Consider the following 22108-nt stretch of genomic DNA (forward strand, 5'->3'; position numbering starts at 1 on the left):
CAGTGTCGGAGGTCCCGAAGGGGGTGTGACCTTCGTCAAGCGGCACGGGTCAGGTGCTCAGGGCTCGTCGCGGTAGGGGTCGGTGATCTCGCGCAGCAGGGTGAGCGCCTCACGCAGCTGGCGCATGCGCCGGGCCCCGAGGTGGGCCTCCCACTCGGTCTCGATGCGCTGCTCCTCGTCGCGGGCAACGGGCATGAGCGCCCCGGCCTTGTCGGTGAGGCGGACGAGGCGGGCCCGGCCGTCGCGGGGGTCGGGCACGCGTTCGACGTAGCCGGCGGCCTCGAGGCGGTCGACCAGGGCCGTGGCCGTCTGCTTCGTCACCTGGGCCTGTTCGGCGAGGTCGGTCAGTCGGGTGCCGTGCTCTCCGATGCGGGCGGCGACCCTCGCCTGGGCGAGCGTGATGTCGTCGATGCCCGCGCGCCGCATCGCCGCCACCACCCGGTTCTCGACGTCGCGCGCGGCGATGAACATGAGCAGGCCGACGAAGGGCTCGGTGGGGTTCGAGCGTCCGGATGTCATCGCACCTCTTGTAAGTAGTCAGACTGTCGAACTATATTGGTCAGTCTATCGAACTAGATGATAGCGAGGAGTGAGGGCGATGAGCAGCAGGCCGGCCGTGGTGGACTTCTGGTTCGACCCCGTGTGCCCGTACTCCTGGACGGCGTCACGCTGGCTCCACGAGGTCGAGAGGCGGATCTCCCTCGACCTGCGCTTCCACGTGATGAGCCTGTACCTGCTGAACGAGCACCGGACCGACGTCGCACCCGGCTACCGTGCGAACATCGAGGCCACGAGGGGCCCGTCGCGCGTCATGGCCGCGGTCGGCGCACGCTGCGGCGACGAGGTGCTTCCCGCGTTCTATGCCGCCTTCGGTGCGGAGCTGTTCGACCGCTGGCGCTACCACACGCCGATGGAGCTGCGTCACGCGATCGAGATCGCCCTCCTGCTCACGGAGCTGCCCCCGGACCTGGCCCTGGCCTTCGACGACCCGGAGGCTGACGTGGAGCTTCGGCGCAGCCACGACGCCGGGGTGGCCCCCGTCGGCGGAGATGCAGGGACGCCGACCACGCACATCGACGGGGTCGCCTTCTTCGGGCCGGTCCTCAACTCCATCCCACGCGGCGAGGATGCGGTGCGCGTCTTCGAGGGGGCACGGCTCCTCGCGGGCTACCCCGAGTTCTTCGAGCTGAAGCGGACGCGGCAGCGGCCGCCCGTCTTCACCTGAGCGATCCGTTCCGCGAATGGGCGCGGAGCGAGAGAATCTGTGGCAGAAGGGGATTGCAATGGCAAGCACAGCCGTGAAACCGGACCTGGACCTCATCTGGTCGGAGGTCGACGACCAGCGCCGCCGCACGGTGGCGATGCTCGAGGCGCTCACCGACGACCAGTGGGACCACCCCTCGCTCTGCGAGGGCTGGACGGTGCGCCACGTGGCGGCGCACCTCACGGGGCAGCGGATGCACCTGGCCGACGTCGTGCGCTTCGTGGCCGCCCACCCGAGCCTGCTCAGGGCGGGCAGCCTCAACCGGATGATCGACCGCTCGGCGCGGCTGCAGGCGGCCCTGCCCACCGGCGAGATCATCGACTTGATCCGGGCCGGCATCGGGTCGCGGCGGCACAACTCGTTCATCGCTCCGGCCGGAAGCCTGTCGGACACCCTGGTGCACGCCCAGGACATCGCGATCCCACTCGGACTCGACCTCGAGATGCGTGCGACGGCGGCCGGGATCGCGGTCGACCACATCTGGGCCACGCGCCACGGGTGGACCGGCTCGGTCTTCAGGCAGCTGCCGCTCGACGGCTACCGCCTCGTCGCGACGGACGTGGACTGGGCTGCAGGCAGCGGCCCCCGGATCACAGGGCCCGCGTCCGCGCTCCTCCTGCTCGTCACCGGTCGCCGGATCGCGCTCGAGCGGCTCGGGGGGGACGGGGCCGCCCAGCTGAAGATGCAGACGCAGCCCGCCTGACCGCATAGGTGGTCGGGGTGTGGCGACCGCAACGGCGCACATCCCTTGCGCGCAGGGGGACGCCGGGGTTGGGTGTGGGTGAACCGTCCACGGCCGCACGGAGGCACCCGATGACCGACGTTCTCGACACCCTCGACGCCACGCTGTCGCACACCCGGGGCGAGACCGACCCGCCGCTCATCGAGCAGACGATCGGCGACAACTTCGATGCGACCGTGGCGCGCTTCGGCGACCGGGAGGCGCTCGTCGACGTCACGCAGGGAAAGCGTTGGACGTATGCCGCGTTGCAGACCGACGTCGACCGGCTGGCTCGCGCGCTGCTGGCCGTCGGTGTCGCGACCGGCGACCGGGTCGGCATCTGGGCGCCGAACTGCTCGGAGTGGACGCTGGTGCAGTACGCGACGGCGAAGATCGGCGCGATCCTCGTCAACATCAACCCCGCCTACCGGGCGCACGAGCTGCAGTACGTCCTGGGTCAGGCGGGCATCTCCACCCTCGTCGCCGCGGAGTCGTTCAAGTCCAGCAACTACCGGCAGATGGTCGACGAGGTGCGCGAGGAGGTCCCCGCCCTTGGCCGCGTCGTCTACATCGGCACCAGCGACTGGGACGAGCTGCTCGCGCGGGCCGACGAGGTCTCCGCCGACGAGCTGGCGCGGGTCCAGGCCGGCCTGAAGAACACCGACCCCATCAACATCCAGTACACCTCTGGCACAACGGGATTCCCGAAGGGCGCGACGCTCAGCCACCGCAACATCCTCAACAACGGCTTCTTCGTCGGCGAGCTGTGCGACTACACCGAGGCCGACCGGGTGTGCATCCCGGTGCCCTTCTACCACTGCTTCGGCATGGTCATGGGCAACCTCGCGTGCACGACCCACGGCGCCTGCATGGTCATCCCAGCACCCGGCTTCGACCCGGCCGCGACGCTGCGGGCGACGCAAGACGAGAAGGTCACCTCGCTCTACGGGGTGCCGACGATGTTCATCGCCGAGTGGAACCTGCCCGACTTCGACTCCTACGACCTGTCGAGCGTGCGCACCGGCATCATGGCCGGATCCCCTTGTCCCGCAGAGCTGATGAAGAAGCTCATCGCCGCCGGCATCGAGGAGATGACGATCTGCTACGGCATGACGGAGACCTCGCCGGTGTCGACGCAGAACCGCACCGACGACACGTTCGAGCAGAAGGTCGGCACCGTCGGGCGCGTGGGGCCGCACCTCGAGATCAAGATCGCCGACCCCGTCACGGGGGAGACATTGCCGCGCGGCCAGGCCGGCGAGTTCATGACCAAGGGCTACTCCGTGATGCTCGGCTACTGGGAGCAGCCCGACAAGACGGCGGAGGCCATCGAGGACGGCTGGATGCACACCGGCGACATCGGCGTCATGCACGACGACGGCTACGTCGAGATCACCGGTCGCATCAAGGACATGGTGATCCGGGGCGGTGAGAACGTCTATCCCCGTGAGATCGAGGAGTTCCTCTACACCCACCCCGACATCCTCGACGCGCAGGTCATCGGGGTCCCCGACGAGAAATACGGCGAGGAGCTGTGCGCGTGGATCCGCATGAAGGACGGCGCGACCCCGCTGACGGCCGAGTCGCTCCGCGAGTTCTGCACGGGTCAGCTCGCGCACTACAAGATCCCGCGCTACGTGGAGATCGTCGACGAGTTCCCGATGACGGTCACCGGCAAGATCCGCAAGGTCGAGATGCGCGAGACCACGGCGAAGAAGCTCGGGCTCGGCTGACCTCACACCCTCGCCGGACGAGGGCACGGCGCAAGGCGATTCGTCTGCGCGTCGACAGACACGTCGGGGCCGACGGCGCGCTACCCGCCGCTCGGGCGTGCTCTCGCAGTAGGTTTCCGAGGGGACCGGTCGAGAAGGTCCGCAAACCGTGAGGGGATTGACATGTCCGACACCGTCAAGCTGGTGCTCTGGATCGCGGTGGCGGTCGTCGTCATCGGCATCATCGTCTGGCTCTTCGTCAACGCCGGGCGGCGCAGGGAGGTCGAGGCCCGGCGCTTCGAGGCCGGCGAGCTACGCGCCCGCGTGGAGGAGCGACTGCCGGAGGTGCAGGGACGCCAGGACCGCGCATCGGTGACGGCTGCCATGGCGCAGGACGCCCGGGCCGAGGCCGAGCGCACGGCCGCAGAGGCGAAGCGGCGCGCCGACGAGGCGCGACGCCTCGAGCAGCAGGCCGCCCAGCACGCCGCCACCGCCGAGTCGGCCCGCGCCGAGCACGCGGACCTCGAGCGCCAGGCCGACCGGGTCGACCCGGACGTGCGCACCGACGACGAGGGCTACCGGATCGACGAGGACGGCAACCGTCTTCCGGGTCAGGAGGACTCGTCCCGACAGCGGTCCAGCGGAGCGGCTGGTGCTGCGGGTGGGCTCGCCGCAGGTGCCGGCGGGGCGACCTTCGCAGCCGCCCACGACGATGACGACGAGGACGACCTCGCCGACGCCGAGAACCCGTTCGCCCCCTCGTCCGCTTCGGCCCCCGAGCCGATGCAGCAAGCGGCTGCAACCGACGCCACCGCGCACACGACCTCAGAAGCCGTCGAGGACACGTCCGAGGTGTCGGACGAGTCGGCGGACGAGTCGGCGGACGAGTCGGCGGACGCTGCTGGCACGAGCCGCCACCAGGAGCCGGCCTGGGAACCGTCCGACCCGGGAGCCGGACACAGCCACCCGGCCACTCGCGACGAGAGCAGTGGCGAGGAGGCCGTTGCTGACGGGGCAGTCGGCGACGAGGCCGGTGCAGACGAGGCCAGTCGCGACGAGGTCACCGAGAAGGACGGTGGCGGGGCCGGAGGTGGAACCGCGATGGCGGGTGCCGGTGCTGGGTATGCGGAGGGGGAGCCCGGCGACGCCGGAGCCGACTCCGACGACACCGTGGATGGTGACCCCGTGGACGAGCAGACGAACGACGAGGCGACGGCCCAACGCACCACCGGCGAGGACGAGGTGTCCGCGACGGAGACCCGCGAGGCCGCGGACGACACGCTTCCGGCGGGCACCGACGAAGGTGACGTCGACGACGGCGTCGCGTCGGAGTCGGCATCGACGTCAGAGTCCGAGTCAGAGGTCGAGCCGAAGTCGGAACCGAAGGGTGCCGACGACGAGGACCACGTCGACGTGCCGGCCCTCGACGACCGCGACGAGCTGATCGCCGACGGCGGCACCCCCGCCGAGGACCCGGGCGACCATCGTGGCCAGCCGTGGGCCACGACGCCCGGGCAGCGCGGCCCGGAGGAGAGCGACGAGCCCTCGGACGAGGGGCAGGACGTCGACATGGCTCCGCACTCGCACGAGAGCGACGAGGTGTCCGACGTCGACGAGCCGGTGGGGTCGACCTCCGAGGAGCCGCGTCGGCAGGACGCGGAGCCCGCGTCCGACGTCGCCGAGGCGGCCTACCCGGACGAGGAAGGCCACGCAGACAGGACCACCGACTCGACCACCGACGCGACCACCGACGCGACCACCGACGCGACCACCGACTCACCCGGCGACTCACCCGGCGCCTCGGCCACCGACTCGGCAGGCACGCAGACGCAGACCGGCGACACGGCATACGCAGGCGGGGCGGCGGACGAGGACGCGGGCCCCGCGCAGGCGACCGCGGCCTCGAGCGGCCGGCGCGTCTCGGAGTTCGACGAGGTCGTCGACGGCGGCTTCGGTCTCGGCTCCGCGGCCCCGATCGGCGACGGCGCGCAGCCGCTCGGCCATGCGATCAAGGGGACCCGTGAGGGCACGACCTTCGTCGGGCCCGACGACGAGGGCTACGACGACGCCGAGCCCGACGTCTGGTTCTACAACGAAGAGGCGGCCCGGCGGGCCGGCTTCACCAAGCGCGGCGAGTGAGTGAGCTGCCCGCGCCCCGCTGAAACGGTGGCGCGGGCACTCCACGCGCGCTCATAGACTGGCCCGCATGGTTTCACCCCTCGTCGCGCTCACGCCCAAGGTCCAGTCCGCGATCGCCGCCGCCCTCGGCGACGACTTCCGCGAGGCCGACCCGGTGCTGCGTCCGTCGCAGTTCGCCGACGTGCAGGTCAACGCCGCGCTCGCCCTCGCCAAGAAGGTCGGTATGCCGCCGCGTGACGTCGCGTCGAAGATCGTCGACGCGCTCGACCTCGCCGGTGTGTGCGACAAGGTCGAGGTGAGTGGGCCGGGCTTCATCAACCTCACCTTCACCGACACCTGGCTCGCGAGCCTGCTGCAGGACGTCGAGGCCGACGAGCGCACCGGCGTCCCGCTCGAGACGGCGCAGAACATCCCGATCGACTACTCGGCGCCCAACGTCGCCAAGGAGATGCACGTCGGCCATCTGCGCACCACGGTCGTCGGCGACTCGATCGCCCGCACCCTCGAGCACCTCGGCCACAACGTCATCCGGCAGAACCACATCGGTGACTGGGGCACGCCCTTCGGCATGCTCATCGAGCACCTGCTCGAGGTCGGCGAGGGCTCTGAGGAGGCAGGTCTGCTCGTCACCGACCCCAACGCGTTCTACCAGTCGGCTCGCGTCAAGTTCGACGCCGCCGAGAAGGCCGAGCCCGCCGGCAGTGCCGGTGACTTCAACGTGCGCGCCCGCTCGCGGGTCGTGCTGCTCCAGGCCGGCGACCCCGAGACCCTCCGGCTCTGGAACGAGCTCGTCGACCTCTCCAAGGTCTACTTCAACAAGCTCTACTCGACGCTCGGCGTGACGCTGACCGACCTGCACCTCGCAGGCGAGTCGATGTACAACGACGCGCTGCCCGGCATCTGCGAGGAGCTCGAGTCGCGGGGCATCGCGGAGGTGTCCGACGGCGCCCTGTGCGTCTTCCTCGACGGCTACACCGGCCGCGAGGGCAAGCCCGTGCCGCTCATCATCCGCAAGTCGGACGGTGGATACGGCTATGCCACAACGGATCTGGCGACCATCAAGTACCGCGTCCACGACCTCGACGCGCACCGGGTGCTCTACGTCATCGGCGCCCCGCAGGCGCTGCACCTCAACATGGTGTGGGACACCGCGCGCAAGGCCGGGTGGCTGCCCGACGACGTCACGCCCATCCACGTCCAGATCGGCAACGTGCTGGGCGACGACCGCAAGATCCTCAAGACCCGCTCGGGCAAGCCCCTGCGGCTCATGGCGCTGCTCGACGAGGCCGTCGACAAGGCCCGGTCGGTGATCGACGAGGCCCGGCCCGAGCTCGACGACGCGACGCGCGCGACCATCGCGCGCCAGATCGGCATCGGTGCCGTGAAGTACGCCGACCTGTCCGTCGCGCACGACAGCGAGTACGTCTTCGACCTCGACCGCATGCTCGCACTGACCGGCAACACGGGCCCGTACCTGCAGTACGTCGTCGCCCGCATCCGGTCGATCTTCCGCCAGGTGGGCCACGACCCGGCCGCCCAGCAGGCGACGCTGATCCTCGGCGAGCCCCACGAGCGGGCGCTGGCGATGCACCTGCTCGGTTTCGGTGACGTCGTCGCCGAGGTCGGCGCGACCTACGAGCCGCACCGGCTCGCGAGCTACCTCTTCGAGCTGGCCCAGGCGTTCTCCGCGTTCTACGAGAACTGCCCGGTGCTCAAGGCCGAGCTCGACGAGGTCAGGGAGTCGCGGCTGACCCTGTGCGCCCTCGTCCTCAGGGTCATGACGACCGGCCTCGACCTGCTCGGCCTGGAGTCACCCGACCAGATGTAGGACGGCCGTGTGGCGATTTTCCACCCGGCCCGTTCCGCCGGGAGGAGAGTCGTCCCATGACCGACTGGGACTTCACGGGCCTCAAGGCCACGTACGTCAACTGCACCCTCAAGAAGAGCCCCGAGCTGAGCCACACCCAGGGCCTCGTCGACGCCAGCACGGCGATCATGCGCGAGCACGGCGTCGCCGTCGACGAGATCCGTCTCGTCGACCACGACGTCGCGACGGGCGTCTACCCCGACATGCGCGAGCACGGCTGGAAGACTGACGCCTGGCCCGACCTCTACCCGGGGATCCTCGAGAGCCAGATCCTCGTCGTCGCCGGCCCGATCTGGCTGGGCGACAACTCCAGCGTCACCAAGAGGTTCATCGAGCGGATCTACTCGCTGAGCGGGCAGCTCAACGACAAGGGCCAGTACCTCTTCTACGGCCGGGTCGCAGGGTGCCTCATCACCGGCAACGAGGACGGCATCAAGCACTGCGCGCAGAACGTCCTCTACAGCCTCCAGCACGTCGGCTACACCATCCCGCCCAACGCCGACGCCGGCTGGATCGGTGAGGCCGGGCCCGGACCGAGCTACCTCGACCCCGGCAGCGGCGGCCCCGAGAACGACTTCACCAACCGCAACACGACCTTCATGACGTGGAACCTCATGCACCTCGCCCGCATGCTGCACGACGCCGGCGGCGTGCCGGCCTACGGCAACCAGCGGTCGGCGTGGAACGAGGGCGAGCACTTCGGCTGGCACAACCCCGAGTACCGCTGAGGAGTGCGGCGCCGCCCCGTGACGTCGCTGTCGCCGCCGTCAGCGGCCGTGCGTGCGCGCGAGGAGGTCCTGGTAGCGGGCCACGACGGCGGCATGGGCCTCCTCGTCACCCGGGCCGACGGCATACGCCGAGTCGACCTCGAGCGCCCAGGTCGGCGGGTCCGCCTCGCCCGAGAGCGCCCAGGCGGCCTGCCGGGCTGCCCCGACCCCGACGTACTCGGCGGGGGCCGGCACGACGACGGGTGCGCGGAAGAGCCCTGGCGCGATCTCGCGGACGGCCCGCGACGCGGCGGCGCCACCGATGAGCAGGATGCGCTCGACGCCGACGCCGTGTGCGCGGAGGGCGTCGACGCCGGCGACGAGGTTGCACAGCATGCCCTCGACCGCAGCCCGGGCGAGGTTCTCGGGGGTCGAGTTGGAACGGGTGAGCCCGCTGAGCGTGCCCGTCGCGTCGGGCAGGTCGGGCGTCCTCTCGCCGTCGAGATACGGCAGCAGGCTCAGCCCGCCGGCACCCGGAGAAGCCTGCAGGGCAAGGTGATCGAGCTCGGTGAGGTCGACGCCGAGCATCGACGCCGCGGCCGTCAGCACGCGTGCGGCGTTGAGGGTGCACATGAGCGGGAGGTGGTGACCGGTTGCGTCGGCGAACCCCGCGATGGCGCCGGTCTCGTCGCGGATCGCGGAGCGGTGCGGCGTGAAGACCGTGCCGCTGGTGCCGAGGGACACCACGACGTCGCCGGGGTGCAGCGTCAGGCCGAGGGCGGCGCCCATGTTGTCGCCGGTGCCTGCCGCCACGAGCCTGCCGTCGGAGGTGCGCCCGGCCGCCTCGGCGGGCGCGAGCACGTGCGGCACCTCGAGGTCCCGGCCGAAGGCCCGTTTCAGCAGGTCGGGCCGGTACTCGCCCGTGGCGGCCGACCAGTAGCCCGTGCCCGAGGCGTCGCCGCGGTCGGTGGTCCACTGTTCGAAACCGTTGCCCTGCTGCAGGATCCGTCCGGTCAGCCAGTCGTGCGGCAGCACCACTCGGGCGACGCGGGTGGCGTTCTCCGGCTCGTGCTCGGCGAGCCATCGCAGCTTGGTCACGGTGAAGCTCGGCACGAGCACGAGGCCCACCGCGTCGACCCACGCCGAGCGCCCGCCGAGCTCGTCGGTCAGGTCGCCGGCCGCCCGGGCGCTGCGGGTGTCGTTCCACAGGAGCGCGTCTCGCACCACGGCGCCGGACTCGTCGAGCGCGACCATGCCGTGCTGCTGGCCGCCCACGGCCAGGGCGGCCACCCCGTCGAGGATGCCGCCGCCGCCGGCCTGCTCGAACGCCTCCCACCACCGGTCGGGATGCACCTCCGTCCCGTCGGGGTGGGGTGCCCGGGCGGTGCGCACCACCGCGCCGGTGTCGGCGTCGCACACGACGATCTTCGTCGACTGCGTCGAGCTGTCGACCCCGGCGACGAGGGTCCGGCCGTGGGTCACGTGCTCACCCGACTGCTCCATGACTGCAGAGTCTCCCGAGCGCCCTTCTCGTGCAAGGCCGAGAGTGCCTCGGTGAAGACCTCGGCGAACCGGGCGTCGTCCGCGAGCCCCCCGAAGAGGTCCCTGTCGCGCAGGAACGCCAGCGGGTCGTCGGCCTGCCGGGCGGCCGCCGCCATGACGCGGTCCCTGATGCGGTCGACGACCTCGATCGGCTCGCCCTGCTCGTCGACGCCCTCGGCATAGCGTGCCCACGAGGCGACGACGAGGGCCGAGCGCGCGATCTCACCGCCCGTCTCGAGGTTCCTGTTGATGACGGGGACGAGCCACTTGGGGATGCGGTCGGACGACTCGGCGCAGAGGCGGGCGAGCGTGTCACGCACCTCCGGGTTGGCGAAGCGCTCGATGAGCTGGTGCCGGTACGCTTCGAGGTCGACGCCGGGCACGTCGGGGAGCGTCGGGCTGCCCTCCCGCTCCATGTAGCCGAGCAGGAAGTCGACGAAGAGCGGGTCCTGGCAGACCTCGTGCGCGTAGCGGTAGCCCGAGAGGTAGCCGAGGTAGCAGAGCGCCTGGTGGCTCGCGTTGAGCAGCCGCAGCTTCATCAGCTCGTACGGCACGACGTCGTCGACGAGCTGCACGCCGGCGTCCTCGAAGGGCGGGCGCCCGTCGGTGAAGTGGTCCTCGAGCACCCACTGCGTGAACGGCTCGCAGACGACGGGCCACCCGTCCTGCACGCCGAACTCGTCGGCGAGCCGGTCGATGTCCTCGGGCGCCGTGACCGGGGTGATGCGGTCGACCATGCCGTTGGGGAACTGCACGTGCTCGTCCATCCAGTCGGCCAGCCCGGGGTCCTTGAGCCGCGCGAACGCCGTCATCGTCCTGCGCGCGACGTCGCCGTTGCCGGGGAGGTTGTCGCACGACATGACGGTGAACGGCGTCTGGCCGGCGGCTCGCCTCGCCGCGAGCCCGGCGACGACGTAGCCGAAGACGGTGCGAGGGACCGCGCCCTCCTCGAGGTCGGCCCGGATCGCGGGGTCGTCGGCGTCGAACTCCCCGGTCACCTGGTTGACGAGGTAGCCGCCCTCGGTGATCGTCAGGGACACGATGCGCGTGCGTGGGTCGGCGAGCCGGTCGACGACGGCCTGCGGGTCGTCCGGTGCGAACAGCATCTCGACGATGCTGCCGATGACGCGCGGTTCCCGGTGCCCGTCAGGGTGCTTGACGACCAGCGTGTAGAGCCCGTCCTGCGCGGTGAGCGTGTCGACGATCCGGCGGTCGTGGGGGAGGGCGCCGACACCGCAGATGCCCCATTCGAGGGCCTCGCCCCTCTCCATGAGCCGGTCGAGGTACATGGCCTGGTGCGCGCGGTGGAAGCCACCGACGCCGAAGTGCACGATGCCGGGGGTGACCGTGCTGCGGTCGTATGCCGGCCTGCCCACCTCCGGCGGGAGGGCGGCATACGTGCTCGCCGACAGCCGCGCGGGTGGCGACGGCAACGGTGCAGGCGTGGTGGTCATGGGTCCTCTTCGTGATCTCGAAGGCTGAGGTGGGGTGGGAGACCTCGTGGCAGGAGGCGAGTCCGTCGCCACGGGGTCGACGCGGGCGTCAATGGACCTCGGACATGCTCCACATGGTCCACAGCTCGGTCCGCATCCTCCGCGGCTGGCGCAGGGTGTACGTCACCGCCTGCGCGATGTCGGACGGCTCCATGAAGTCACCCTCGGACGGGTCACGGTCGCCGAAGCGTCCGTCGGCCGCCGCAAAGGCCGTGTTGACGCCGGCCGGGGCGATGGTCGTCGTACGGATGCCCTCGCTGCGCAGCTCACGGTCGAGGGCGTAGCCGAGGTTGATCTGCGCGCCCTTGGTGGCGGCGTACACCGCCTCCTTGCCCCCGCCGATCAGGAGTCCGGCCACCGAGCCGATGATGACGATGTCTCCGCCGTCGCCCTGGGCCCGGAACTGGCGCACGGCGGCCCGGGCCAGCCAGACGGTGCCCTTGACGTTGACGTCCACCATGAGCGACACCTCGTCCGCGGTGTAGTCGAGCAGCCCGCCGTAGAAGCCCACGGCCGCGTTGGCGACCACGGAGTCGATGCGGCCGAAGGCTGCGACGCCGGCGTTGACGAGCGCGTCTGCCGTGGCCTCGCCCCTGACGTCGCCGACGTGGGTGGCCAGACGTTCCTCGTCCCACTGGTCGCGCAGCGGGGCGAGCGCGTCGGGCCGCAGGTCCCCGGCGACGACGCGGCCGCCGGCTTCGAGCACCAGGCGGGCGATGGCGCCGCCGATGCCGCCGCCGGCGCCGGTGACGACGACGACCGTGTCCTCGAGACTGCGCGCCTCGTCCCTGGCGGTCCTGCCGTCGGGTCGCACTGCTGTTCCGGTCACTTGATCGCTCCCATCGAGAGGCCACGGACGAGCTGCTTCTGCGCCACCCAGCCGGCGATGATGACCGGCAGCGCGGCAATCGTCGCGGCGGCCGAGAGGACGGCGAGGAACTGGCCTCGACCGTCGACGAAGCTGCCGAGGAACGGCGGGGTGGTGCGGGCGGCCGAGCTGGTCAGCAGCAGCGCGAGGAAGTACTCGTTCCACGCGAAGATGAAGCTGATGAGAGCCGCGGCCGCGACGCCGGGGAGCACGAGCGGCAGGACGATCCGCACGATCTCGCGGAACATGCCGGCACCGTCGACGCGGGCCGCCTCGATGATCTCGAACGGGACCTCGAGGAGGAACGACCGCATCATCCACACCGTCACGGGCAGGTTCATGGCGCCGTAGACGATCGCGAGGACGTAGATGTTGTCGAGCAGCCCGACGGTCTTGAAGATCATGAAGAGTGGCAGCACGATCGCCGCGAGGGGCATGAACCGGGTCGAGATGAAGAACGAGAGCGAGTTCTGCACGTTCTTCACCCGTCGGATCGAGAGCGCGTACGCCGCCGGGATCGCCAGCAGGACGGAGATGATCGTCGAGGTCACCGCCGCGGTCAGCGAGTTCTGCAGGTAGCCGGCCATCCCGCGGTCCATGGCGAGCTGGTAGCCCTCCGTCACGGGCTTGAAGATGAACGACGGGTTGATGGACGACGCCAACGACTCCGGCTTGAACCCGTTGAGGAACATCCACAGCACGGGGAAGAAGAAGATGAGGACGAGGATCCAGGTGACGAGGGTGACGAGGGCCCCGCGAGCCGAGCGGGTCGAGCTGTTCATCGGCTTCCTCCTGCCATGAAGACCTTGAAGACGCTCTTGAGCGCGATGGTCGCGACGATGATCGTGAGGATGACGGTCACGACGCCGTATGCCGCCGCCTGCCCGACGTCGAGGCCGATGAAGGCCCGCTCGTAGAGGAGGTAGGCGAGGGTCTTCGTGCCGCCCGTGCCCTTGGTGAGGATCGCGATCGGGTCGAAGACCTGGAGGATGATGACCGAGCCGAGGAGCACCCCGATCTCGATGTACATCCGCAGGTGCGGCAGCGTGATCCAGGTGAAGGTGCGCCAGGTCCCCGCCCCGTCGACCTGGGCGGCCTCGAGGATGCCCTTGTCCTGGCCCTGGAGCCCGGCCAGGAGGATGAGCATCATGAACGGCGTGAACTGCCACGTCAGCACGATGACGACCGTCATCATCGGGTGCTCGGTGCTCCACGACACCACCGGAAGGTGCAGCGCCCGGAAGAGCCAGTTCAGCATCCCGATGTTGGTGTCGAACATCGAGTACTTCCAGATGAGCGCGGCGGCCGCCGGCATGATGAGGAACGGCGTGATCATCAGCGTGCGGGCCACGGCCCGACCGTGGAACTGGCGGTCGAGCAGGACCGCGAAGAGCAGGCCGAAGAGGACTGCGAGGGTCACCGAGAAGGCGGTGATGAGCACCGTGGCGACGATCGAGGGCCACAGGTCACCCGAGGTCAGGGCGCTCGTGTAGTTGTCGAACCCCGCGAAGGCTCGCTCGTTGGGGTAGAGCAGGTTCCACTTCGTCAGCGAGAAGCCGATGGTGGTGAGGAACGGGATCTGCGTGAGCAGGATGAGGAAGATGACCGCCGGCAGCACCAGGCTCCGGTTCCTCCAGAGCTCCTTGCGCTGCAGCCGGCGCTTGTCCGTGGCGGTCACGGCTCGGACGTCGTCCAGCTCGGTCGGTTGCGTGGTGGTCGTGGTTGTCGTCATGTCGGCACTCCCTTGTGCGGCTCGTGCGACTGCGGGTCGGGGAAGGTGGGTGGGGCCGGGTCCGGGGCGTGCCGGACCCGGCACCACGTCACGGGGACGTCACTTCTTGTGCTTGTCGCCGGCCTGCTGGGCGATGCTCTGGCACTTGCCGAGGGCGTCGTCGATCGTGCCGCGGTTGGCAAGGTAGTCAGCGACGAGCTGGGCGCACTGGTTGCCGACGTCCTGGAACTCGGGGATCGAGACGTACTGGATGCCGACCCAGGGCTGCGGGTTGACGCCCGGCTGCTTCGGGTTGACCGAGCTCATCACGTCGAGGGTGATGGGCGCGTACGCCTTGGCTGCGTCCTTGTACTCGGGCAGCTCGTAGGTCGAGGTGCGCGAGCCCGGCGGGACGTTGGACCAGCCGATCTTCGTGCCGACGAGCTTGATGTAGTCCTTGCTCGTGGCCCACTTGACGAACTTGACCGCCGCGTCCTTCTGCTTCGTCGACGCGGGGATGGCGAGGTTCCAGCTCCAGAGCCAGCCGGACTCCTTCGTCTTGTTGACCGGCATGTGGGCGTAGCCCATCTTGCCCTTCACCGGTGAGTCGGCTGCCTCGAGCATCGAGGCGGCGACGGAGGCGTCGGCCCACATCGCGGCCTTGCCCTCCTTGAGTGCGGTGAGGCACTCGTTGAAGCTGTACGAGACCGGGTCCTTCTCGCCCGAGTCGTCGAGCATCTTCTTGTAGAAGCTGACGGCTTCCTTCCACTCCGGGGTGTTCACCGTGGCCTTCCAGCTGCTGTCGTACCAGCTGCCACCGAACGTCTGCACGACGGTGGTGAGGGGGGCGAAGAGGTCTCCCCAGCCGGGCTTGCCGCGCATGCAGATGCCCGCCCTGTCAGGGGTGTTGACCTTCTTGGCCGCGTCGGCGACCTCTTGCCACGTCGGGTTCTGGGACAGCTTGACGCCGGCCTTGTCGAGAACCTCCTTGTTGTACATGAGGATCGAGGACTCGCCGTAGAACGGCACCGCGAAGAGCTTGCCGTCGAAGGTGTTGACGTCGCGCACCGGCGGGAGCAGGTCGTTCACGTCGTAGGACGCGTCCGACTGCAGCTCGGGGGTGAGGTCGACGAGCCACCCGTTGGATCCCCACTGGGGCGTCTCGTAGGCACCGATGGTCACGATGTCGTACTGGCCGGCGCCGCTCGCGACGTCCGCCGTCACGGCGGCGCGGAGGTCTCCCTCCTCCATGACCTGGAAGTTGACCTTCGTGCCGGGGTTGGCCTTCTCGTACTCGGTCTTGAGCTTCTCCATGTCCTTCATCTGGCCGTTGTTCACGGTGGCCACGTTGAGGGTGACGGATCCGCCGCCGGCCCCGGTGGACCCGCCACCGGACTGCACCGCCCCGGACGAACAGGCCGCCACCGTCATGGCCACTGCCACGGCGCCCGTCCCCAGCGCGAGCATGCGCTTGTTCGCAAGCATTCCCAACTCCTTTGGTAGGCATTTCTCGTTCCGTCAGCCCGGTCTGCGAGTCCGGTGGGGCAGGCGCGCCCCGAGCGGATGTGAGATCCGCTGGCGTTCTTGACGAGAACTTGCCGGAACGGTAATGAGGCGGACTCGTGCTCAACAACGCCGTCAGCCCTCAGTCATTGATACGATTTTTCGCGAGGGTGGTGGCAGCATGGGACACATCGGTCACGGCCCCGCATGAGATGGTGACGATGAAGTCCCACGCGGCGCAGGAGGCGAAGATTTCGTATCGATCGGACCGGGAATCCCACGCTGCTGATGCCGGTCGGCGCGACGCGGAGGCCGCGCGCTCCCTGACGTCGGAGGCGATCCTGGGCCAGGCGGTGCGGCGCGAGTACATCCCGCACCACCCCCAGGCCTCGATCCGGGTGCTGACCCACGACTTCCCGAGCGAGATCTGCGGCTGGGGCGCGCACCCCGAGTACGAGATCCACCTCATCACCAAGACCCGGGGCAGCTTCATCGCCGGCGACCACATCGGCACCTTCGCACCCGGCCACGTGAGCCTGATCGGGCCCAACCTGCCCCACGACTGGGTCAGCGACCTCGACGAGGGCCAGGTCGCCGTCGACCGGGACGCCGTGATCCAGTTCAGCGACGAGTGGATCCGCGGGGTCATGGGGCTCATCCCCGAGCTGGCCGAGGTCTCGGAGATGCTGCAGCGGTCCACGCGGGGGCTGGTCTTCTCGGGCGCCACCGCCTGGCGTGGCGCCGAGACGATCCTTGCGTGCGTGCACAGCCACGGCACCGAGCAGATCGGTCACCTGCTCAAGCTGCTGGCCCTCTTCGCGCACGCGCCCACGGACGAGTACGAGCTCGTCGCGAGCGAGTGGATGGGCCGTCCGACCGACGCCGCCTCGCGCGACGCGGGCGAGGCTGGGCTCAGCTACATCTTCGACAACCTCACCGGTGACATCCGCCTGTCGACGGCCGCTCGACTGGCCTACATGTCCGAGCCGACGTTCTCCAAGTACTTCAAGACCGCGACCGGCATGACCTTCTCGAGCATGGTCAAGAAGCTGCGCATCGCCTATGCGCGAAGGCTGCTCGACACCACCGAGGACTCCGTCGCCCAAGTGGCCGCTCTGAGCGGCTACAACAACATGGCGAACTTCAACCGGCAGTTCCTCGCCGAGGTCGGCACGACGCCGACGGCCTACCGGAGGCTCGAGTCCGACCAGAAGCCGCCGCCAGAAGTGTTCAGCCTCAACCGGCGCGCGCCGTCGCCCTGACGGCGCGCCCCCTCACTGTCGGAGACGTCCCCGCTCGCCGGGCGTCGCTCTGGTGTGATGTGGCTGGCAGAGCAGCCGCCACCCGTGCGTCGTGCCGTAGGTTCGTGAACCAGTGCCCTCTGACCGAGTGCGAAGGAGCCCAGCGTGCAGATCGGTGTCCCCCGCGAGACGCGTGCCCGCGAGACGCGGGTTGCCGCGACGCCCAAGACCGTCGAGGCGCTCGTCGGTCTCGGCTACGACGTCGCCGTCGAGACGGGGGCGGGTGACAGGGCGAGCTTCTCGGACGAGGCGTATGCCGCCGCGGGGGCTCGCGTGGTCGACCGCGCCGAGGCGTGGGGCTCGGACATCGTGCACAAGGTCAACGCCCCGTCCGACGACGAGATCCCGTTCCTGCGCCCGGGCACGGTCCTCGTGTCGCTCATGGCGCCGGCGATCAGCCCCGACCTCGTCGAGAAGCTGCGCGCCTCCGGGGTGACGGCCATGGCGATGGACGCGGTGCCCCGCATCAGCCGCGCCCAGTCGCTCGACGTGCTGTCGTCGATGGCCAACATCGCCGGCTACCGCGCCGTGGTCGAGGCCGCGCACGAGTTCGGCTCGTTCTTCACCGGCCAGGTGACGGCGGCCGGGAAGGTGCCTCCCGCCAAGGTGCTCGTCGCCGGGGCCGGCGTCGCCGGGCTCGCCGCCATCGGCACGGCCCGCTCGCTCGGCGCCATCGTGCGCGCGACCGACGCGCGAGCCGAGGTCGCCGAGCAGGTCGAGTCGATGGGCGCCGACTTCCTCCCGGTCGTGATGCCCGAGGTCGACGAGGCCGCCGCGTCCAGCGACGGCTACGCCAAGGAGATGGGCGAGGAGTACAACCGCCGGGCCGCCGAGCTGTATGCCGCGCAGGCCCCCGACGTCGACATCATCGTCACGACCGCTCTGATCCCGGGCCGACCGGCGCCGCGGCTCATCACCGCCGACATGGTGGCGACCATGAAGCCCGGCTCGGTCGTCGTCGACATGGCAGCGAGCAACGGCGGCAACGTCGAGGGCTCCGTCGCCGACGAGCTCGTCGTCACGGCGAACGGCGTCAAGATCATCGGCTACACCGACCTCGCGGCGCGGCTGCCCACGCAGGCCTCGCAGCTCTACGGAACCAACCTCGTCAACCTCATGAAGCTGCTGACGCCGGGCAAGGACGGGCAGCTCGTGCTCGACTTCGACGACGTGGTCCAGCGCAACATGACCGTCGCCCGCGACGGGGAGCTGCTGTGGCCGCCACCGGCGATCCAGGTCAGCGCGGCCCCGGTCGCGGCCTCGCCCGCCTCGACCAAGAAGGTCGCGAAAGAGCCTGAGCCACCGAAGGACCCGCGACGAAGGTACGTCGGGATGGCGATCGGCGCCGTGGTGTTCGCACTCGTCGCCGCGTTCTCGCCGGCCAGCTTCCTCGGGCACTTCACCGTCTTCGCCCTGGCGGTCGTCGTCGGCTACTACGTCATCGGCCACGTGCACCACGCCCTGCACACGCCGCTCATGTCGGTGACGAACGCGATCAGCGGCATCATCGTGGTCGGTGCGCTGATCCAGCTCGGCCAGTGGGCCGGCGGGATGTCCGGGGCGATCCTCGTGCTCGCCTTCCTCGCGACGCTCATCGCCAGCATCAACATCTTCGGTGGCTTCCTCGTCACGCGCCGCATGCTCACGATGTTCCGGAAGGGCTGACCGCACATGGACATCGCACTCATCAGCGCGGCATACATCGTCGCAGCCCTTCTCTTCATCCTTTCTCTCGCGGGCCTGTCGAAGCACGAGACGGCCCGCGACGGCAACGTCCTCGGCATGATCGGCATGGGGCTGGCGCTCGTCGCCACGCTGTGGCTGGCGCTGCGCGGGTCGAGCGCCCTCAACTGGCTGCTCATCGCCGTCGCCATGGCGATCGGTGCTGCGATCGGCATCTGGCGCGCACGCATCGTCGAGATGACCGGGATGCCCGAGCTCATCGCGATGCTGCACAGCTTCGTCGGTGCGGCCGCGGTGCTCGTCGGCTTCAACACCTATCTGGCCACCGGCTCGGACGGCTCAGGGGGCTCCGACGGGGTGCACCTCGTCGAGATCTTCCTCGGGGTGTTCATCGGTGCCGTCACCTTCACCGGGTCGATCGTCGCGTTCCTCAAGCTGTCAGCGCGGATCTCGAGCAAGCCGCTGATGCTGCCGGCCCGTCACTGGCTCAACCTGGCCGCCCTCGTCGTGTCCGCCGCCCTGCTCGTGTGGTTCGTCGCGTCGCACTCGATCGTGCCGCTCGCCGTCATGACCGCGATCGCGCTGGCGTTCGGCTGGCACCTCGTCGCCTCGATCGGCGGGGGCGACATGCCGGTCGTCGTGTCGATGCTCAACAGCTACTCCGGGTGGGCTGCGGCCGCCGCCGGCTTCATGCTCGGGAACGACCTGCTCATCGTCACCGGCGCCCTGGTCGGCTCCTCCGGTGCGTACCTGTCGTACATCATGTGCAAGGCGATGAACCGGTCGTTCGTGTCGGTCATCGCCGGCGGCTTCGGCTCCGACGGCGCCGTGAGCAACACCGACGTCGACTACGGCGACCACCGCGAGACGAACGCCGACGAGGTCGCTGACCTGCTGACCCACGCGTCGTCAGTCGTCATCACGCCCGGCTACGGGATGGCGGTGGCCCAGGCGCAGTACCCCGTCGCCGACCTCACCGCCAAGCTGCGCGAGCGTGGCGTCGACGTCCGCTTCGGCATCCACCCGGTCGCCGGGCGCCTCCCGGGGCACATGAACGTGCTCCTCGCCGAGGCCAAGGTGCCCTACGACATCGTGCTCGAGATGGACGAGATCAACGACGACTTCCCCGAGACCGACGTCGTGCTCGTCATCGGCGCCAACGACACGGTCAACCCGGCTGCGGCGGAGGACCCGACCTCGCCGATCGCGGGCATGCCCGTGCTCGAGGTCTGGAACGCCAAGGAGGTCGTCGTCTTCAAGCGCTCGATGAACGCCGGCTACGCGGGCGTGCAGAACCCGCTCTTCTTCCGCGACAACTCGGCCATGCTCTTCGGCGACGCCAAGGAGCGGGTCGAGGACATCATCAAGGCCCTCTGACCTACCGGTCCCGCCCCACCTCCTCGGCTCTTGCTCCCCTCGGAGGAGCAGGTTCTGAGTCGGCCTATCGGTTCTTGCTCCCCTCAGAGGAGCAGGTCCCGAGTGCACGGGCCGGACCGTCAGCTGATTCCGCTGTCGGCGGGGGCTGCGACGATCGGCCGCATCGAGTCCGGGGCGATGCGCGTCGACACCGCGACGCTCGCAGCGATCCTGTCAACGGCAGGGCTCCGGCTCGCCGTGCTCGACGTCAACGGGACGGAGGTGCCGCCGATCCCGCGCGACGTCCTGCGAGACCACGCCGGCAGGCGCCTGCCGAGCCACCTCGACGCCCGACCGCCCGTCGACGAGCCCGCCGACCGGGGCATCGACCCCCGCCGGGGCGGACCGCCAGCGCTGGCATGGTTCGAGCACCGCGACCGGCGACGTAGGCGCCGGGCGCGCGCCGGAACCCCGACGGACCACCCGACCGTGAGCGGCATGCGCGAGGACAAGGCGGCGGTGCGCCGTCGCGCGCTCGCGGCAGCGGCGGCACGGGCAGTGACTCACCCGATACCGGAGTGCGTCTGCCTCGACGGCTGCTTCGAACGCGCCTGCCTTCCCCGGTGCCCGTGCCAGTGCGAGCCCGAGCGGCCGGTCTGGGAGCGGATCACGCAGTGAGCCCGTCCGCGGTGGCGGACGGGCTCACGTGGTCGCCGCCGGTTCGGCGGCGGAGGTGCGGTCAGCGTTCGCTGAGCATCTCGGGCCTGCCCTCCAGGCCTGCCTCGGGCTCGCCCTTGGCGAGTTTGCTGTTGTGGCGGGAGTAGGCGAAGTAGATGAGGAATCCGATGGCCATCCACACGATGAAGCGGATCCACGTCTCGATCGACAGGTTGAGGATCAGGTAGAAGCACAGCAGGGCCGACAGCCACGGGACGACCGGGCTGCCGGGCACCTTGAAGGCGCGCTTGAGGTCGGGGCGACGCTTGCGCAGGATCGGGATGGCGATCGAGACGAGCATGAAGGCGGTCAACGTGCCGATGTTGACCATCTCCTCGAGCTTGCCGATCGGCGTCAGCGCGGCGATGAGCGCGACGACCGAACCGATGATGATCGTCAGCTTGACCGGGGTGCCGGTGCGCTCGTTGGTGCGGCCGAGACCGCTCGGGATGAGGTGGTCGCGGCTCATCGCGAACGTCACGCGGGTCGCGCCGATGAGCAGCGTCATGACGACCGTCGTCAGACCTGCGACGGCGCCCGCCGAGATCAGCGTTGCGTAGCCGTCCTTGCCCACGGACGTGAAAGCCGAGGCCAGCGCTGCGTCCGGGTCGATCTTGTTGTACTTGACCATGCCGGTGATGACGAGCGAGACCGCCATGTAGAGCACGGTGCAGATGACGAGCGAGCCGATGATGCCGATGGGCAGGTCGCGCTGCGGGTTCTTCGCCTCCTCGGCGGTGGTCGCGACGACGTCGAAGCCGATGTAGGCGAAGAACACGACCGCGGCGCCGCTCATGATGCCGAGCACGCCGAAGGTGACCGGTTCCACCCCGGTGATCGCCTGGAACAGCGGGGTCGTCAGGCCGGACGCCGCCTCGCCGGCCTGCGACGGCGGGATGAACGGCGTCCAGTTGTCGCGGTTGATGAAGCCGATGCCGGCGAAGATCACGAACAGGACGATGAAGAGCTTGATGGCGACGAGCACGAGGTTGACGCGCAGCGACTCCTTGATGCCGATGGCGACGAGGGTGGTCAGCAGGGCGATGAGGATGAACGCCGGCAGGTCGAAGTGCGAGCCGGGCGCCAGACTCTCGGGCCAGGTGAGGCCGAGCTGGTCGAGCAGCTTCACGAGGTACGTCGACCAGCCCTGGGCCACGACGCTCGCGCCCAGCATCAGCTCGAGCAGCAGGTCCCAGCCGATGATCCAGGCGATGAGCTCGCCGAGGGTCGCGTACGAGAACGTGTAGGCGGAGCCCGAGATGGGCACCGTGGACGCGAACTCCGCGTAGCAGAGGGCGGCGAGACCACAGACCACGGCACCGACGACGAACGACAGGGCGATGGCGGGACCTGCGTAGTCCTTGGCCGCCCGGCCGGTCAGCGTGAAGATGCCGGCGCCGATGATGACGCCGACACCGAAGACGGTGAGGTCGAGGGCTGACAGACGCCGTTTGAGGTGGTGGTCGGATTCGTCGGCCGAGGCCATCGAGGCCTCGATCGACTTGGTGCGAAAGACACTCATGA

General features: G+C 69.6%; 18 protein-coding genes. 10 read left to right on the top strand and 8 right to left on the bottom strand.

All coding sequences use genetic code 11. The annotated features are described in order from the left end of the window. Positions 1-57: 57 nt before the first annotated feature. Entirely contained in the window at positions 58-519 is a 462-nt protein-coding gene (locus ACYVNR_RS14070; RefSeq protein WP_045190763.1) for a MarR family winged helix-turn-helix transcriptional regulator, read from the bottom strand. A 79-nt stretch (positions 520-598) separates the two neighbouring features. Here ACYVNR_RS14070 and ACYVNR_RS14075 point away from each other — a divergent pair, with 79 nt between their 5' ends. From ACYVNR_RS14075 to ACYVNR_RS14100, 6 genes are all read left to right on the top strand, one after another. Continuing rightward, entirely contained in the window at positions 599-1225 is a 627-nt protein-coding gene (locus ACYVNR_RS14075; RefSeq protein WP_045190762.1) for a mycothiol-dependent nitroreductase Rv2466c family protein, read from the top strand. 58 nt (positions 1226-1283) lie between these two features. Continuing rightward, entirely contained in the window at positions 1284-1967 is a 684-nt protein-coding gene (locus ACYVNR_RS14080) for a maleylpyruvate isomerase family mycothiol-dependent enzyme (protein WP_045190761.1), read from the top strand. A 110-nt stretch (positions 1968-2077) separates the two neighbouring features. After that, positions 2078-3718 carry an AMP-binding protein gene (locus tag ACYVNR_RS14085; RefSeq protein WP_045190760.1) on the top strand — a complete coding sequence of 547 codons (1641 nt, stop codon included), beginning with the start codon at positions 2078-2080 and terminating at the stop codon, positions 3716-3718. A 162-nt stretch (positions 3719-3880) separates the two neighbouring features. Beyond that, a complete protein-coding gene (locus tag ACYVNR_RS14090; protein ID WP_045190759.1) occupies positions 3881-5836 on the top strand; it encodes a sunset domain-containing protein in 1956 nt (651 codons plus the stop codon). 67 nt (positions 5837-5903) lie between these two features. Further along, a complete protein-coding gene (argS, locus tag ACYVNR_RS14095) occupies positions 5904-7664 on the top strand; it encodes an arginine--tRNA ligase (RefSeq protein WP_045190758.1) in 1761 nt (586 codons plus the stop codon). A gap of 56 nt (positions 7665-7720) precedes the next feature. Then, on the top strand, positions 7721-8431 hold the full coding sequence (locus ACYVNR_RS14100; RefSeq protein WP_045190757.1) for a flavodoxin family protein: 711 nt from the start codon (positions 7721-7723) through the stop codon (positions 8429-8431). Between the two features lie 39 nt (positions 8432-8470). Here the strand turns inward: ACYVNR_RS14100 and xylB are convergent, their stop codons facing one another. From xylB to ACYVNR_RS14130, 6 genes are all read right to left on the bottom strand, one after another. Continuing rightward, positions 8471-9913 carry a xylulokinase gene (gene xylB / locus ACYVNR_RS14105; RefSeq protein ID WP_461048722.1) on the bottom strand — a complete coding sequence of 481 codons (1443 nt, stop codon included), beginning with the start codon at positions 9911-9913 and terminating at the stop codon, positions 8471-8473. Then, positions 9889-11406 (bottom strand): mannitol dehydrogenase family protein, encoded by a 1518-nt coding sequence (locus tag ACYVNR_RS14110; protein ID WP_461048724.1) that lies wholly within the window; start codon positions 11404-11406, stop codon positions 9889-9891. The genes xylB and ACYVNR_RS14110 overlap by 25 nt, the downstream gene beginning before the upstream one ends. A gap of 88 nt (positions 11407-11494) precedes the next feature. Continuing rightward, positions 11495-12274: an SDR family oxidoreductase gene (locus ACYVNR_RS14115; protein ID WP_461048726.1), complete on the bottom strand. Its 780-nt coding sequence runs from the start codon at positions 12272-12274 to the stop codon at positions 11495-11497. Then, positions 12271-13095: a carbohydrate ABC transporter permease gene (locus ACYVNR_RS14120; protein WP_045190754.1), complete on the bottom strand. Its 825-nt coding sequence runs from the start codon at positions 13093-13095 to the stop codon at positions 12271-12273. Before ACYVNR_RS14120 ends, ACYVNR_RS14115 begins: the two co-directional genes overlap by 4 nt. Further along, on the bottom strand, positions 13092-14045 hold the full coding sequence (locus tag ACYVNR_RS14125) for a carbohydrate ABC transporter permease (RefSeq protein ID WP_052677267.1): 954 nt from the start codon (positions 14043-14045) through the stop codon (positions 13092-13094). Before ACYVNR_RS14125 ends, ACYVNR_RS14120 begins: the two co-directional genes overlap by 4 nt. Positions 14046-14144: 99 nt before the next feature. Continuing rightward, complete coding sequence (locus ACYVNR_RS14130; RefSeq protein WP_045190753.1) at positions 14145-15509, bottom strand: ABC transporter substrate-binding protein; 1365 nt, start codon at positions 15507-15509, stop codon at positions 14145-14147. Positions 15510-15748: 239 nt separating this feature from the next. Between ACYVNR_RS14130 and ACYVNR_RS14135 the strand changes: the two genes are divergently transcribed. From ACYVNR_RS14135 to ACYVNR_RS14150, 4 genes are all read left to right on the top strand, one after another. After that, entirely contained in the window at positions 15749-16789 is a 1041-nt protein-coding gene (locus tag ACYVNR_RS14135) for a helix-turn-helix transcriptional regulator (RefSeq protein WP_082080894.1), read from the top strand. A 144-nt stretch (positions 16790-16933) separates the two neighbouring features. Further along, a complete protein-coding gene (locus ACYVNR_RS14140; protein ID WP_461048730.1) occupies positions 16934-18493 on the top strand; it encodes a Re/Si-specific NAD(P)(+) transhydrogenase subunit alpha in 1560 nt (519 codons plus the stop codon). Between the two features lie 6 nt (positions 18494-18499). Continuing rightward, positions 18500-19888, top strand: a complete 1389-nt coding sequence (gene pntB / locus ACYVNR_RS14145) for a Re/Si-specific NAD(P)(+) transhydrogenase subunit beta (RefSeq protein ID WP_045190751.1) — start codon at positions 18500-18502, stop codon at positions 19886-19888. 102 nt (positions 19889-19990) lie between these two features. Further along, complete coding sequence (locus tag ACYVNR_RS14150; protein WP_461048732.1) at positions 19991-20545, top strand: hypothetical protein; 555 nt, start codon at positions 19991-19993, stop codon at positions 20543-20545. Positions 20546-20606: 61 nt separating this feature from the next. Here the strand turns inward: ACYVNR_RS14150 and ACYVNR_RS14155 are convergent, their stop codons facing one another. Further along, the gene (locus tag ACYVNR_RS14155; RefSeq protein ID WP_045190750.1) at positions 20607-22106 is read right to left on the bottom strand and encodes an amino acid permease; all 1500 of its coding nucleotides are present in this window, start codon (positions 22104-22106) and stop codon (positions 20607-20609) included. Positions 22107-22108: the final 2 nt, after the last annotated feature.

It is taken from the genome of Terrabacter koreensis (assembly GCF_054783315.1).